This window comes from Bacillus kexueae (assembly GCF_022809095.1).
Classification (GTDB): Bacteria; Bacillota; Bacilli; order Bacillales; family Aeribacillaceae; genus Bacillus_BZ; species Bacillus_BZ kexueae.
Window position 1 is genome coordinate 1 of record NZ_JALAZE010000014.1, and the last position, 14,507, is coordinate 14,507.

General features: G+C 39.7%; 14 protein-coding genes and 1 rRNA gene. All 15 read right to left on the reverse strand.

Annotated elements, in window-relative coordinates; translation table 11 throughout:
- Positions 1-112 (reverse strand): 16S ribosomal RNA (locus tag ML543_RS16065); the annotation flags it as partial.
- Positions 113-623: 511 nt separating this feature from the next.
- Positions 624-2,126: a lysine--tRNA ligase gene (lysS, locus tag ML543_RS16070; protein ID WP_243388430.1), complete on the reverse strand. Its 1,503-nt coding sequence runs from the start codon at positions 2,124-2,126 to the stop codon at positions 624-626.
- Between the two features lie 74 nt (positions 2,127-2,200).
- The gene (dusB, locus tag ML543_RS16075; RefSeq protein ID WP_243388431.1) at positions 2,201-3,196 is read right to left on the reverse strand and encodes a tRNA dihydrouridine synthase DusB; all 996 of its coding nucleotides are present in this window, start codon (positions 3,194-3,196) and stop codon (positions 2,201-2,203) included.
- Positions 3,197-3,213: 17 nt separating this feature from the next.
- Positions 3,214-3,423 (reverse strand): helix-turn-helix domain-containing protein, encoded by a 210-nt coding sequence (locus ML543_RS16080; RefSeq protein WP_243388432.1) that lies wholly within the window; start codon positions 3,421-3,423, stop codon positions 3,214-3,216.
- Positions 3,375-3,902 carry a 2-amino-4-hydroxy-6-hydroxymethyldihydropteridine diphosphokinase gene (gene folK, locus ML543_RS16085; RefSeq protein ID WP_243388433.1) on the reverse strand — a complete coding sequence of 176 codons (528 nt, stop codon included), beginning with the start codon at positions 3,900-3,902 and terminating at the stop codon, positions 3,375-3,377. Before folK ends, ML543_RS16080 begins: the two co-directional genes overlap by 49 nt.
- Positions 3,899-4,261, reverse strand: coding sequence for a dihydroneopterin aldolase (gene folB / locus ML543_RS16090; RefSeq protein WP_243388482.1), 363 nt, complete (start codon positions 4,259-4,261; stop codon positions 3,899-3,901). The genes folK and folB overlap by 4 nt, the downstream gene beginning before the upstream one ends.
- Entirely contained in the window at positions 4,254-5,030 is a 777-nt protein-coding gene (gene folP / locus ML543_RS16095) for a dihydropteroate synthase (RefSeq protein WP_279326717.1), read from the reverse strand. The genes folB and folP overlap by 8 nt, the downstream gene beginning before the upstream one ends.
- A gap of 75 nt (positions 5,031-5,105) precedes the next feature.
- Positions 5,106-5,966 carry an aminodeoxychorismate lyase gene (pabC, locus tag ML543_RS16100; RefSeq protein ID WP_243388434.1) on the reverse strand — a complete coding sequence of 287 codons (861 nt, stop codon included), beginning with the start codon at positions 5,964-5,966 and terminating at the stop codon, positions 5,106-5,108.
- A 2-nt stretch (positions 5,967-5,968) separates the two neighbouring features.
- The gene (gene pabA / locus ML543_RS16105) at positions 5,969-6,556 is read right to left on the reverse strand and encodes an aminodeoxychorismate/anthranilate synthase component II (protein WP_243388435.1); all 588 of its coding nucleotides are present in this window, start codon (positions 6,554-6,556) and stop codon (positions 5,969-5,971) included.
- Positions 6,557-6,567: 11 nt separating this feature from the next.
- Positions 6,568-7,995 carry an anthranilate synthase component I family protein gene (locus tag ML543_RS16110; RefSeq protein ID WP_279326718.1) on the reverse strand — a complete coding sequence of 476 codons (1,428 nt, stop codon included), beginning with the start codon at positions 7,993-7,995 and terminating at the stop codon, positions 6,568-6,570.
- A 401-nt stretch (positions 7,996-8,396) separates the two neighbouring features.
- On the reverse strand, positions 8,397-9,326 hold the full coding sequence (gene cysK, locus ML543_RS16115) for a cysteine synthase A (protein ID WP_243388436.1): 930 nt from the start codon (positions 9,324-9,326) through the stop codon (positions 8,397-8,399).
- 84 nt (positions 9,327-9,410) lie between these two features.
- Positions 9,411-10,307 carry a peptidyl-prolyl cis-trans isomerase gene (locus ML543_RS16120; RefSeq protein WP_243388437.1) on the reverse strand — a complete coding sequence of 299 codons (897 nt, stop codon included), beginning with the start codon at positions 10,305-10,307 and terminating at the stop codon, positions 9,411-9,413.
- A gap of 29 nt (positions 10,308-10,336) precedes the next feature.
- Entirely contained in the window at positions 10,337-11,218 is an 882-nt protein-coding gene (hslO, locus tag ML543_RS16125; protein ID WP_243388438.1) for an Hsp33 family molecular chaperone HslO, read from the reverse strand.
- Positions 11,219-11,222: 4 nt separating this feature from the next.
- Complete coding sequence (locus ML543_RS16130; RefSeq protein WP_243388439.1) at positions 11,223-11,996, reverse strand: type III pantothenate kinase; 774 nt, start codon at positions 11,994-11,996, stop codon at positions 11,223-11,225.
- 499 nt (positions 11,997-12,495) lie between these two features.
- Complete coding sequence (gene ftsH, locus ML543_RS16135; protein WP_243388440.1) at positions 12,496-14,436, reverse strand: ATP-dependent zinc metalloprotease FtsH; 1,941 nt, start codon at positions 14,434-14,436, stop codon at positions 12,496-12,498.
- Positions 14,437-14,507 lie beyond the last annotated feature (71 nt).

Below are 14,507 nucleotides of genomic sequence, written 5' to 3' on the forward strand. Positions count from 1 at the left end.
ACCCGTCCGCCGCTAACGTCAAGGGAGCAAGCTCCCTATCTGTTCGCTCGACTTGCATGTATTAGGCACGCCGCCAGCGTTCGTCCTGAGCCAGGATCAAACTCTCCAAAAAAGTTTGATTGCTCATTAAAAAGAATTAACGTTGACGCTTCGTTTTGTTTAGTTTTCAAAGATCATTTTTCTCGACACAATATCTTATTATACCATCACAAATCAATGTGTCAAGTGTTTTTTGTCTTTCTTAAGACCAGCTTTTATATAATATCACGACGTTTTTTTACAGTCAAGATATTTTTTGAATTTCTTTTGAAGTCGCTTCGTTCATCAGCGACGAATAATAATATACCACCTGTAAGAACACTTTGCAATACCTTTTTTGAAAAAATATATGTTTTTTTAAAATCCAATTATACGTTGTTCAATCAATTATCAAACGTATTAATCTCAATTAAAAAGATGCGCTCTTTCCGATAAGCTATACAGTTCCTTAATAAGATATTGAACGAGTGTGTATTGAAATAAAAAAACCCTATCAAACTACCCTTTAAATTACAAAAACAAACGGAGCAAAACGAGTTGTTCTGCTCCGTTTGCTAATCTTAAGAGCTATCAGAAAGCCCTTCTTACTTATGTCTCATTTGCGGGAATAACAATACGTCACGAATCGAAGGAGAATTCGTTAACAACATCACAAGACGATCGATCCCAATTCCTAATCCTCCAGTAGGCGGCATACCATACTCTAACGCTTCGACAAAGTCTTCATCCATCATATGAGCCTCATCATTACCTTGCTCGCGTTCTTTTAATTGCGCTTCAAATCTTTCTCTTTGATCGATAGGGTCATTTAACTCTGTAAATGCATTTGCGTGCTCACGACCGACAATAAACAATTCAAATCGATCCGTAAATCGAGGGTCCTCATCATTCTTTTTCGCTAAAGGTGAAATTTCTACCGGATGACCGTAGATAAATGTCGGTTGAATCAGTTTATCTTCCACTTTTTGCTCGAAAAATTCGTTGACAATATGACCATATTCCATGTTGTCATTAATTTCAACACCGTGTTCGTTCGCTAAACGACGAGCTTCCTCCGTAGTCGTCACAGGCCAGAAATCGACACCAGTATATTGCTTAATTGCATCAACCATATGTAAACGTGCCCATTTCGGTTCTAAGTTAACTTCATGCTCACCGTATTGTACAGTAGTTGTCCCTAACACTTCTTTGGCAATATGAGCGATCATATTTTCTGTTAGTTCCATAACATCTTGATAATCTGCATAAGCCTCGTATAATTCTAGCATTGTGAATTCAGGGTTATGGCGTGTAGAGATACCTTCGTTACGGAATACTCGACCAATCTCATACACCTTTTCAAGTCCACCAACAATTAAACGCTTCAAATGTAGTTCAATTGCAATACGCATGTAAAGTGGCATATCTAACGCGTTGTGGTGTGTAATGAATGGACGTGCAGACGCTCCTCCAGCGATAGCATGCATTGTTGGAGTTTCAACTTCAAGAAATCCTTGATTATCTAAATAGCGACGCATAGATTGAATAATTTTGCTACGCGCGATGAACGTACTCTTACTTTCGGGGTTCATGATTAAATCAAGATAACGTTGGCGATAGCGTTGTTCGATATCTTTTAAACCATGATATTTGTCTGGTAATGGACGTAAAGATTTTGTAAGTAGCGTAAATTCAGTTACTTTTACAGAAAGCTCCCCAACTTTTGTTTTGAACACAGTACCTTTAATACCTACTAAATCTCCTAAGTCTGCACTGTTGAAAATTTCATAAGCTTCCTCGCCAACAGCATCTTTACGGACATAAATTTGGATTTGACCAGATAGATCTTGAATATGAGCAAACCCAGCTTTTCCTTTTCCTCTCTTTGTCATAATACGACCAGCAAGGGATACTAAAGCTTCTTTTGTCTCTAATTCTTCTTTTGTGAATTGGTCATACTCTGCTTTTACTTCTTCCGCTTGGTGCGTACGCTCGTAACGCTTACCGAAAGGGTCCATCCCTTTGTCACGTAGAGACTGCATTTTCTCGCGTCTTACCTGTAATTGATCATTTAATTCTTGTTGATTGTTTAATTCCTCATGACTCATTCCCACTCAACTCCATTCATATCTTAAATTAAAGCAGAAAGCTGCCAACAAGCTGGCAGCGGTAAAGAATATAATTATCCTGCTTGAACTTGCTCTTTTTCTTCAACTTCAGCTACAAATCCATCAAGCAATGAAACAAGCTCTTCTCTCGTTTCACAAGTATTGATTTCATTACGAACTTTCGCATTACCACGAATACCCTTAAGGTACCACGCAGCGTGTTTTCTCATTTCGCGAACTGCGACGTTCTCGTCTTTTAATTGAATTAAACGGTCTAAGTGTAGTTTACATACATCCATTTTTTCACGTACACTTGGTTCTCCGATTAGTTCACCGGACTCTAAATATTTAACTGTACGATAAATCATCCAAGGGTTCCCCAGTGCTGCACGTCCAATCATAACACCATCAACACCAGTCTCATCTAACATTCGCTTTGCATCCTGTGGAGTTTTCACGTCTCCGTTTCCAATGACAGGAATCGATACGGATTGCTTTACTTCTTTAATGATATCCCAATTCGCAACCCCTTCATACATTTGCACACGTGTACGACCATGCAAAGCAACAGCCTGACCTCCAGCACGTTCTATCGCTTGGGCATTTTGAACAGCATAGATATGGTTTTCATCCCAACCCATACGCATTTTTACTGTTACTGGCTTTTCAACTGCATCTACAACAGCCGCGACTAAGTCGTAAATCTTATTTGGATCAAGTAACCATTTCGCACCAGCGTCACACTTTGTAATCTTAGGTACAGGACAACCCATATTTATATCAATGATATCTGCTGTTGTATTTTTATCTACAAATTTCGCCGCTTCTACAAGGGACTCTTTTTCCCCTCCAAAAATTTGTAAACTTAAAGGTTTTTCACGTTCATCAATATAAAGCATGCCCATCGTTTTAACATTTTTATATAAGATGGCTTTGTCACTAACCATTTCGGCACATACTAAGCCAGCGCCAAACTCTTTTACCGTCAAACGAAAGGCTGAATTACAAACACCAGCCATCGGCGCAAGGATGACGCGATTTTTCAATTGGATGTCACCAATTTTGAACATACGACCATACCTCCTTTTCACTCATTTTCTGGGGTTAATTCTTCCACACTTATTTCAAGCAATTCGGCTATGTCTTCCACTAACTGCTTGGCCGGTAGGCGATTTCCTCTTTCGACTTCTCCTAAAACTGATACAGATACTCCTAAGTCTTTCGCAAAACTTTCTTGCGTATAACCTTTTAGCTTTCTAAAAGCGCGAATTCTTCTTCCCCACTTTTCTGCTTCCATATCCGTACTCCTTCTTTATCTGTTAATTGTTCAATGATGACAGCAAGAGAATCTGCTCGATTCGGAATTTTTACATCGGGCTCTATCTCAAACAACGGAATAAGAACAAATGAACGGTCAAACATTCTCGGATGTGGAATCATTAATTGTTCTGTTTCAATATTTTCATGATTGAATAACAAAATGTCAAGGTCCAACGTTCGAGGACCCCATCTTATTAGTCTCTTGCGTCCTAATTCTACTTCTATCTGTTGTAACAATGATAATAGCTCAAATGGAGTCAAAGATGTCTCCAGTTTAACCACCATATTTAAAAACAAATCTTGCTCAGTATAACCGACAGGCTCAGTTTCGTAAATGGAAGATTTTTTTAGCACACTCACTTGTGGATGGTTATCAAGTCGCTGTATCGCTTGGGTTAAAAAAGAGTAACGCTCCCCCATATTGGACCCAAGTGAAATGTATGAAACATTATTCATTTTCGACCTCTTGTCACTTCAACCGCTACAGATTGGTAATGACCCGGAATGGGGGGATCGGGTTTTGTCACTTTCACGGTACACATTTCAACAAGCGAAAAAGCAGAGAGTATTTCTTCGGCAATATTTTCAGCAATGGACTCAACAAGTTTATATGGCGGACCTTCAACAACTTTCTGACATAGATGATAAATATCAGCATAGTTCACGGTGTATGCTAGATCATCGGTTTCTCCTGCTTTTTTTAAATTAGCCATTAACTCCACATCAACATAAAAGCGTTGCCCTAGTTTATTTTCCTCAGGAAACACACCATGGTAGCCATAGAATTTCATCTGATTCACATAAATTTTATCGATGATTGTTCACTCCTTTACCGAGCATAGCATCCATCATTTTCGCCATTCGAGCGATTTCTTTCACGTCGTGTACGCGAACAAATTGACATCCACGTTCTATTCCTAAACAAACGGTAGCACCAGTACCTTCCACTCGTTCAACTGGGGGTAAATCTAATACATGTCCAATGAAGGATTTGCGAGAAGTTCCTAGTAAAACAGGGTATTTAAGCGAACAAATTCGGTCTAGGTGCCTCATGACTTCCAAGTTGTTCTCAAACGTTTTGGCAAATCCAATCCCAGGGTCAAGCACAATATTCTCTTCCTTAACGCCCGCTTCGATAGCAATCCGTACACTTTCTTTCAAATCACTAATCATATCTTCAATAAGGTTATGGTAATGACGTTCTTTTCGGTTGTGCATTAAAATTATTGGCACATTAAACTCAGCGGCAACCTTCGCAATTTCAGGCTCCTTTTTTGCTCCCCATACATCATTAATAATTGTGGCTCCTGCATTCACTGCTTGTCTAGCTACTTCCGCTTTGTAAGTATCAATGGAGATGGGGACGTCAATCTCATTCGATAGTGCCTCAATAATCGGGATGACTCTCGATAGTTCTTCCTCCAATGAAACTGGTTTAGCACCCGGTCTCGTTGACTCTCCGCCAACATCGATAATGTGAGCCCCTTCTTGCACCATTTCCTTCGCTCGAGAAACAGCCTGTTCTAATGCATTAAAACGTCCGCCATCTGAAAACGAGTCCGGCGTTATATTTAAAATCCCCATAATCTGCGTCTGGCGCTCATATGGAAGTTCATATCGTCCACAACGTAGCGTTCGTTCTTTTTCCACAATCTTCACCTACTCCTCAAGTTCATGCCGACTCATTAAATGAGTACGATATTGCTTATACATCCCTTGCAGTGCTTGGGTGGTTTCTCCACTCAATCCTCGAAAACGATTGTCACCTATCTCAGTAATCGGTACGATTTCTTGTAGAGAATTTGTGATAAATACCTCTTCACTCTCTAACAAATCCTCTTGGAGGAATAAACCTTCGCAGACTGGTATCCCTGCTTTCTTACAACATTCCATAACAAATTGTCTTGTAATCCCGTTTAATATCCCTGTTTGCAAAGAAGGTGTATAAACTATACCCTTAGTAACCCAAAAAATATTCGAAACAATTCCTTCAGCTACATACCCTTCTTTCGTTAAGAAAATACCTTCTAAAAGGGGATCTGATCCAATTTCTCTCTTAGCTAAAATATTATTTAAGTAATGATGAGACTTTAAACGCCATTCGCCTTCTGGAGAGTTTCGTCGAATATTCAAAAAAACGCCTTTCTTCGTTTGGTTTTCAGGTATATGGAGCTCCTTCATAAAGATTAATTCCGTTGGCTGAGAGTAAGATTCCGTTGTCAATCCAAGAGCACCCACACCTGCAGAAATATTTAAACGGACATAAGCATTATCTATTTGGTTTAAGTCCAACAACTTTTTAATGTGCTGGTCAATCAAATTAGATGAGAGTTGTTTTTCAATATTCAACTCTTTCATACCTTCGTTTAGTCGATGAATATGGTCGCTTAACAAAAAGGGGTGACGATCATAAACTCGGATCGTTTCAAACACCCCTAATCCGTATAAATAACCATGATCAAACGGTGAAATCATGGCCTTTTCCTGTTTCACAAACTCACCATTAACATAAATAAACACCGTTACACACGCTTCCCTTGCTTCTTATAAGTGTTGATAAAATTATTCAACAACCGCTTTCCATCTTCTGTCATAATTGATTCTGGGTGGAATTGCACCCCTTCAATCGGCAATGTTTTATGGCGTATAGCCATAATTTCCTCTTCATCAGTCCAAGCAGTTACTTCAAAGCAGTCTGGTAACGTTTCTTTTTTTACAATCAAAGAGTGGTAACGCGTTGCTGTAAAAGGATTTTGCAACCCTTCAAATATTGTGTCACCGTCATGATGAATGAGCGATGTTTTACCGTGCATCAATCTCTCAGCGCGCACTACCTCGCCTCCAAATACTTGAGCAATGGATTGATGCCCTAGACAAACACCGAAAATCGGAATTTGCCCCGCAAACTCACGGATAACCTCCATGCTTATCCCTGCCTCATTCGGCGAACATGGACCGGGTGAAATCATGATAAATTGAGGAGCTAAGTCCTTTACTTCTTCAATCGTAATTTCATCATTTCGTTTGACTATGAGTTCTTCGCCTAGCTCACCTAAATATTGAACTAAGTTATACGTAAAGGAATCATAATTATCAATCATTAAAATCATCTCTACTCACCTCATACAAATATTTTCTCATCTTCACTCAGCTTTTTCGCTTTCCAAAGGGCTTCCGCCTTTTTCAGCGACTCCTTATACTCGTATTTTGGCACAGAATCAATAACGATTCCCGCCCCCGCTTGGACGTATCCCCATCCATCTTTCGCGTATAAAGTACGAATAACAATATTGAATTCTAAATCTTGATTAAATCCTAACCATCCGATGGATCCAGTATAAATACCTCTTCTCGTAGGCTCTAATTCCTCTATAATTTCCATCGTTCGAACCTTTGGAGCACCAGTAATTGTTCCCCCAGGGAATACGGCACGCATAATATCCAAGAAGCCTTCTCCTTTTCGAAGAGTCCCCTGTACATTGGATACAATGTGCATGACGTGCGAATATTTTTCAATCACCATAAATTCATTCACTTTTACCGTACCATACTCACATACTCTTCCTAAATCATTACGCTCTAAATCAACAAGCATGACATGCTCTGCTCGCTCTTTTTCATTGTGGATCAGTTCTTCGGCAAGTTTTTGATCTTCCTCATCATTCAATCCACGAGATCTCGTTCCTGCAATCGGACGAGTACTTAACTCTTGTCCCTTTCGCTTAATTAACAACTCCGGTGAACCACTTACGATTTGAAAATCAGGCGTATGAATATAGCCCATATATGGCGATGGGTTCAATTTTCGTAACGTTTTGTATAATTCAAATGGATGACAATGAAGCTCTTGAGCTTGTCTCACGGATAAGTTAACTTGAAACACATCACCTTGCGCAATATATTCGCGGACCTTCTCAACCGCTGCTTTAAACGGTTCTTCCATAAATGAAATTGGTTTTCTACTACTAGGCTCTTCCAGTATTTCGTATGTGACGTCCACTGAATGCTTATTTAACCATTCACTCTTCCACTCATCTAGCCGATCATACGCATCAGTCTTTTCACTTTCATCAACGAAATGCGAAATTAACCATAGCGTTGAAGTATCATGGTCATACACAGCGATATCTTGAAAGACGAGGAAATAAATGTCTGGTGTCTTCAAGTCATCAATCGCTATTTCTGGAAGCTTTTCAAAATACCTCACACTATCATAACTGATAAACCCGATGGCTCCACCTTGAAAATCAGGTAAATGAGGGTCTGTTAGAGATTTGTGTGCATTCATCCATTCCTCAAAAACAGCTAACGGGTTCCCTTCGACTGTTTCTGTTTTCCCTTCAACTTCAATAGAAGTGAGACCATTCTTACCAGAGATGATCGCAAACGGTTTGATACCTGCAATGCTATGTCGCCCGCCTCGTCCACTTTCCAATAAGACATGGAACGGTTCATTTGTTGTAAATTCCTCATACTTAGAGAAAAAAGTCTCCTTGTCTAAAGAAAAGGAAATAGCTATAGGTTTTCGAATTTGTTCTCGCTGCATCATCATACTCTCCTTTATGCTCATAGATTTATTTTACATGATATAGGAGTTGTTTACACGCCAAAGTGAAAGACGTTAAACGATTTATTGAAAATTCTATTTGCAACGTTGGATAATTTTAGATAATCAATGGGGAAGTTAGCTTTCCGAGGCAGTAGACACTTCTTATGGACATAACACGAAATAAGAAAAGCGCAAAGCGCAAGTCCTTAGGCAAGGGCGCTTTAGGACCTGCGAGGAGGCTTCCGTCGCCACAGCAGGGCCGAAGCGACCCGAGATGATGGCGCTTGGAGCTAGACACCACATAAACTGGAAAGAGAATACGTTAACACATTATTGAACTTAAACTTTCTGTAACAACCAAAAAAGCACCGTTCCTTTTGAAAAAGAACAGTGCTTACAAATTACTCTTCGTCAAATTGATAAAGCGGCGTACTTAAGTATCTTTCTCCGTTACTTGGGATAATGGCTAATACCTTCTTCCCTTTACCTAATTCTTTCGCCACTTTTAGTGCTGCATAAATCGCTGCACCCGAAGATATACCACCTAAAATCCCTTCCTGTTTAGCAGCCTTGCGAGAAGTTTCAAATGCTTCCTCATTCTTAACTGTAATGATTTCATCATAGATTTCCGTGTTTAAAATATCTGGAACGAAACCAGCGCCGATGCCCTGGATTTTGTGTGGACCCGGCTTTCCACCAGACAAGACCGGAGAGTCAGCTGGTTCAACTGCATAGATTTTAATATCTTTATACGTTTCTTTTAATACTGAGCCAGCTCCAGTAATTGTACCACCCGTACCAATTCCAGAAATAAAAGCATCAAGTTGATCTCCCATTTGTTCAACAATTTCTGGACCAGTTGTTAATCGATGGATTTCTGCATTCGCTTCATTTTTAAATTGCTGTGGCATGAAGTACCCATTTTCTTTTGCAAGTTCTTCCGCCTTTCGAATAGCTCCACCCATACCTTCAGAACCAGGTGTTAACACGAGTTCAGCGCCAAAGGCACGCAATAAGTTGCGGCGTTCCATACTCATTGTATCAGGCATAACAAGGATTGCTTTTAAACCTTTCGCAGCGGCAACCATTGCAAGGCCGATTCCAGTATTCCCACTTGTCGGCTCAATAATCGTATCCCCTTTTGATAATTTACCATCTCTTTCAGCCGCTTCAATCATAGCCAGTGCAATTCTGTCTTTTACACTGCTCCCAGGGTTCATGAACTCTAATTTAACATACACATCTGCACTATCTTCATCTACTAAACGATTTAACTTCACTACTGGTGTTTTACCAATTAAGTCAAGAATTGAATTCGCCACAACCGCCATATGTTCCACCCCTATTTCCGAGTATTTTTATTGGTTTTATGGAAAATATAGCAGTAATTGTTTGAATTGTCAATTATTTTGGACTTATTCTCCATAAAACCAAGATACACCGATTTCTTCCCATAGCTTATGAGCAGAAATATTTCCCTCCATCTGATCTAAGGCAATTTGTCTTCTAATTTGATTTTTCACTTCGTCATACGTAAACGTGACTCCTTCTAATATATCTTCCACGTAAACGACAACGAATTCATCATCTACTTGGATGACATTTGACCATTCGCCAACTGAAAGCTTTTCAGCCTCTTCTAAATATTGAGGAGGAACAAAGCTGCTCTCCACTTCAACATACCCTAACTCTCCCCCGTTTGAAGCAGTTAAGTTGTCTATTGATTTCTCAGCAGCTAAAGCTTCAAAGCTTGATCCACCTTTTAATTCTTCAATAATCTGCTTTGCATCACCTTCCGAGTTCACGACGATATGGGATAACAAATACGATTTGCGAATTTCATAAAAGCCCTTATTTTCCTCGTAAAATTGCTTCATCTCTTCTTCTGGAACCTCAACATCTTTCGTTAATAACTCTTCCAATAAGATGCTATAACGGATTTGATCCTTTAATTGATCGTCTTGTTCAAACCCTTCTTCTCCAAAAGCATTGTACGTCGCTTTAAACATCTTCAACTCACGCTCAATCGTTTCTTCTGGAACTTCGATTCCATATTTTGAAGCTAACTCTTCTACTACTTTTATATTGATCATATTTTCGAGAGTTGTTTTTCCAAACCTTTTTTCTAATTCTGCAAGCCAGTCTTGACGTGAAATCGTCGTTTCCCCAATTTCTGCAACAACTTCACCTTCAGTATGATTACTTACAGATGTGATTTGTGAACTCTGCTTACCACTTAAAAAGTATGCAAGGGTTAAACAATTTAATACAACAAGGCCGAAGATAATGCCCCATAACGTTTTTCCATTCATTTTCTCCAGCTCCCTTACGTCTCCATCTCTTACTTTTTCGCTGATTCTTTTAACGCTTCTAAATCTTCTTTTGTAAACTGATATTTTTCATTACAGAAGTGGCATTGTGCTTCCGCTTTTCCATCTTCATCAATCATATCCTGTATCTCTTTAGCCCCTAGGCCAATAATTCCACTTTCAAATCGCTCTCTCGAACATTGACATTGGAATTTTACAGGCATTTTATCAATGATTTTCACGTTATCCTTACCTAAGACTTCTTCTAAGATCTCCTCTGGCGTAAGACCTTTTTGAATTAACTTAGAAATGGGTTCTATCTTACTTAAGCGTTGCTCAATCGCAGTAATCGTTGCATCATCTGTTCCAGGCATTAATTGAATAATGAACCCTCCAGCCGCAAGGATGCTATTATCTGGATTGACAAGTACTCCTACACCGACTGATGAAGGTACTTGCTCTGAAGATACTAGGTAATAAGTAAAGTCATCTCCTAATTCTCCTGAAACAATTGGTACTTGACCGGTAAAATGTTCACGTAAGCCTAAATCTTTCACAATGGTTAAAGTTCCATTTGTTCCAACTGCTCGTGCTACATCTAACTTCCCTTGACTATTTAAATCAAAATGAGTTTGAGGGTTTGTCACATAGCCACGCACTTCACCTTTGGAATTGGCATCAACTAAAATAATGCCAATTGGGCCGCCACCTTCAACTTTAATTGTGAGCTTTTCCTCTCCTTTTAGCATCGAACCTAGCATCACGCCCGCAGTCATAGCACGTCCTAACGCGGCAGATGCAGTCGGCCATGTATAATGTCTTCTTTGGGCCTCGCTCACCGTTTCAGTCGTTTTTACTGCGTACGCTCTAACTTGGCCATTAAAAGCTAATGATTTTACTAAGTAGTCCTTCATGATGTTACTCCTTTCCAACGTTACGTTCATAAATGAGTTGTAACCCCTTTAAAGTTAAGAACGGATCAACAATATCAATAATGTCTGATTCCCTCGCAATTAAAGTCGCTAATCCCCCCGTTGCAATGACAGTAGGTTCCTCATTCGCTTGCTCTTTCATTCGAGAAACGATGCCTTCAACCTGTCCGACATACCCGTATAGAATACCCGATTGCATAGCACTAACTGTATTTTTGCCAATAATGTCATCTGGCCTTACAATCTCAATTCGCGGTAATTTAGCAGCTCGTGAATATAATGCTTCGGTGGAAATATTAATTCCCGGGGCAATCGCTCCACCCATATATTGTTTATCTTCGTTTATATAGCAATACGTTGTAGCCGTACCAAAATCGACGATGATTAATGGACCACCGTACAAATGAATTCCCGCAACAGCATTTACAATTCGGTCTGCTCCAACTTCCTTTGGATTGTCGTATTTAATGTTAAGACCTGTTTTAATACCTGGTCCCACAACTAAAGGCTTTAAGTGAAAGTATTTCTGACACATTCTCTCTAGCGCAAACATGATTGGTGGTACAACGGATGAAATAATAATACCCTTGATGTCAGCAAAAGTTAAAGAAACATGCTCAAACAAAGATTTGATTAACATACCAAATTCGTCTTCTGTTTTATTTCGACTTGTTTCAATACGCCAATGATGCTTTAATTCTTCTTTTTCATAAACACCAATTACAGTATTTGTATTTCCTACATCCAAGACTAAAATCATGTGACATCACCTTTTTTTCTTTTTATTCAAGGCTGTTTTCGTATACATTGTTGCATCTAAAACAACTGGTAGACTCTTCGCCATTTTTCCAGCCATCGGCACAAAACCTTTACTTGAATTCCATAGCAACATACTTATAGAAAAGAGCCTTTTAAAATTTTGCCTAAAATGCTCTATACATACCTAGATTTCACCATTTGACTCTCTTAAAAATCATCATATCATAAAACCGCTGACATAGTATGCAGTTCCATCCAATAAAACAACGGTACGATCTTTACTCCCCTTGTTCACAAAACCATTAAAAGATGATGAGAAAAGCGCAAAGCGCAAGTCCTTAGGCGAAGGGCGCTGGAGGACCTGTGCTGATGGCGCTTGGAGCTAGACACCAAAAAAACGGTAAAGAGAATACGTTAACACTTTATTGAACGTAAACTTTCTGTAACGATGAAAAAGCCGCCAATTAGAAAATCTAATCGGCGGCCTCCAATCATTCAAATTAGGATTCTTTATTCTCCTCTTCTTGAGAAGAATCTTCTTTTTTCGGTTGAATGTTTACACGTACGTCTTCATTCGATTTTTCTTCGTCACGAGCTGAGATGGTTACTTCTGCCGAGCGCTCTGGCAGTTTTCCCTTTTCAACTAAATGCTTAATTTGTTCTGCATCTAGCGTTTCAACTTCTAATAACGTCTTCGCTACTAGCTCTAGCTTTTGACGATTTTCAGTTAATAGCGTCTTCGCACGCTCGTAACAATCTTTAATAATGCGTTGGATTTCTAAGTCAATTTCGTATGCAATGGCATCACTGTAGTTTTGCTCACTTTGAATGTCGCGACCTAGGAAGACTTGACCTTGCGAGCTTCCAAATTGAAGTGGTCCCAGTTTATCAGACATTCCAAACTCAGTAACCATACGACGCGCAATCCCTGTTGCACGCTGGAAGTCATTGTGAGCACCTGTACTCACTTCACCAAATACAATTTCTTCTGCAACTCGCCCACCTAAAAGACCTGTAATCTTATCTAGCAACTCTGGTTTTGTCATAAAGTAACGGTCTTCTTTCGGTAGCATTACGGCATAACCCCCCGCTTGACCACGAGGAACAATGGTTACTTTATGTACCATTTCAGCTTCATCCAGCACAAGTCCAATAATGGTATGTCCCGCTTCATGATAGGCAACAATGTTTCGCTCTTTTTCAGATACAACACGGCTTTTCTTCGCCGGACCTGCAATGACACGATCTGTAGCCTCATCAATATCTTCCATGTCAATTAACTTCTTATTTTGACGAGCCGCAACTAGCGCAGCTTCGTTTAATAAGTTTTCAAGATCAGCACCTGAGAAACCAGGCGTTCGCATAGCAATACTCTTTAAATTTACTGACTCATCTAATGGTTTATTTCGAGCATGTACTTTAAGAACTGCTTCACGTCCGTTTACATCAGGTCGGTCAACTGTAATCTGGCGATCAAATCGACCTGGACGCAATAATGCAGGGTCTAAAATGTCCGGACGGTTCGTAGCTGCAATGATAATAATCCCTTCATTAGCACTAAATCCATCCATTTCAACAAGTAACTGGTTCAACGTTTGTTCACGCTCATCGTGTCCTCCGCCTAAACCAGCTCCACGTTGACGACCGACAGCATCGATTTCGTCAATGAAAATGATACATGGAGCATTCTTCTTCGCATTCTCAAATAAGTCTCGAACACGGGATGCACCGACACCGACAAACATTTCAACGAAGTCAGAACCACTAATAGAGAAAAACGGTACCCCAGCTTCTCCTGCTACAGCTCGAGCTAATAACGTTTTACCGGTACCTGGAGGACCAACTAACAAAACTCCTTTTGGAATACGAGCTCCAAGCTCAGAGAATTTACGAGGGTCCTTTAAGAACTCTACGACCTCTACAAGCTCAGCTTTTTCTTCATCTGCGCCTGCAACATCTTTAAATTTCACTTTCTTCTTCTCTTCGCTATAGAGCTTTGCTTTACTCTTACCGAAGTTCATCACACGACTTCCGCCGCCTTGCGCTTGATTTAATAAGAAGAAGAAAAGGATAAAGATGATGATGAATGGGATGATAGACGTTAAGAAAGCTACCCATCCATTCGTATCCTCAGCTTGCACATACGTTACATCTGTTTTAGAAAAAGAATCGTTAATTTGTGCAAGGGCATCTTCACCAGATATATACGTTAAAAAGTACTGGTCTTCTTCATACCCTTCTAGCTGACCTCTAACTTCCCAAACCCCTCTTACAGGTTGTAGCGTTATATTTTCAACATCTCCGCTCTCTAATTTAGAAACGAAGGTGCTAAAGGTCATTTGTTCAGGCTTCTGAGCTCCACCTTGAAAGAAGCTTACGACTCCTATTACAACTAAAAAGATCAATAAATAAAATATTGTATTACGGAAGATCCGATTCATTCCTTACCTCCTCCCACAGTCACACAAACATAGTCAATTATAGTCAATAGTATCATAGAAAATCATGCCAA

Excerpts from the sequence above, each read along its gene's own strand:
- lysS (WP_243388430.1), bottom strand. The coding sequence starts at position 2,126 with ATGAGTCATGAGGAATTAAACAATCAACAAGAATTAAATGATCAATTA.
- folP (WP_279326717.1), bottom strand. The coding sequence starts at position 5,030 with ATGGGGATTTTAAATATAACGCCGGACTCGTTTTCAGATGGCGGACGT.
- ML543_RS16130 (WP_243388439.1), bottom strand. The coding sequence starts at position 11,996 with ATGATTTTAGTCTTGGATGTAGGAAATACAAATACTGTAATTGGTGTT.
- pabA (WP_243388435.1), bottom strand. The coding sequence starts at position 6,556 with ATGATTTTAATGATTGATAATTATGATTCCTTTACGTATAACTTAGTT.
- dusB (WP_243388431.1), bottom strand. The coding sequence starts at position 3,196 with ATGTTCAAAATTGGTGACATCCAATTGAAAAATCGCGTCATCCTTGCG.
- folK (WP_243388433.1), bottom strand. The coding sequence starts at position 3,902 with ATGAATAATGTTTCATACATTTCACTTGGGTCCAATATGGGGGAGCGT.
- ML543_RS16110 (WP_279326718.1), bottom strand. The coding sequence starts at position 7,995 with ATGATGCAGCGAGAACAAATTCGAAAACCTATAGCTATTTCCTTTTCT.
- cysK (WP_243388436.1), bottom strand. The coding sequence starts at position 9,326 with ATGGCGGTTGTGGCGAATTCAATTCTTGACTTAATTGGTAAAACACCA.
- ML543_RS16120 (WP_243388437.1), bottom strand. The coding sequence starts at position 10,307 with ATGAATGGAAAAACGTTATGGGGCATTATCTTCGGCCTTGTTGTATTA.
- ftsH (WP_243388440.1), bottom strand. The coding sequence starts at position 14,436 with ATGAATCGGATCTTCCGTAATACAATATTTTATTTATTGATCTTTTTA.
- hslO (WP_243388438.1), bottom strand. The coding sequence starts at position 11,218 with ATGAAGGACTACTTAGTAAAATCATTAGCTTTTAATGGCCAAGTTAGA.
- ML543_RS16080 (WP_243388432.1), bottom strand. The coding sequence starts at position 3,423 with ATGGAAGCAGAAAAGTGGGGAAGAAGAATTCGCGCTTTTAGAAAGCTA.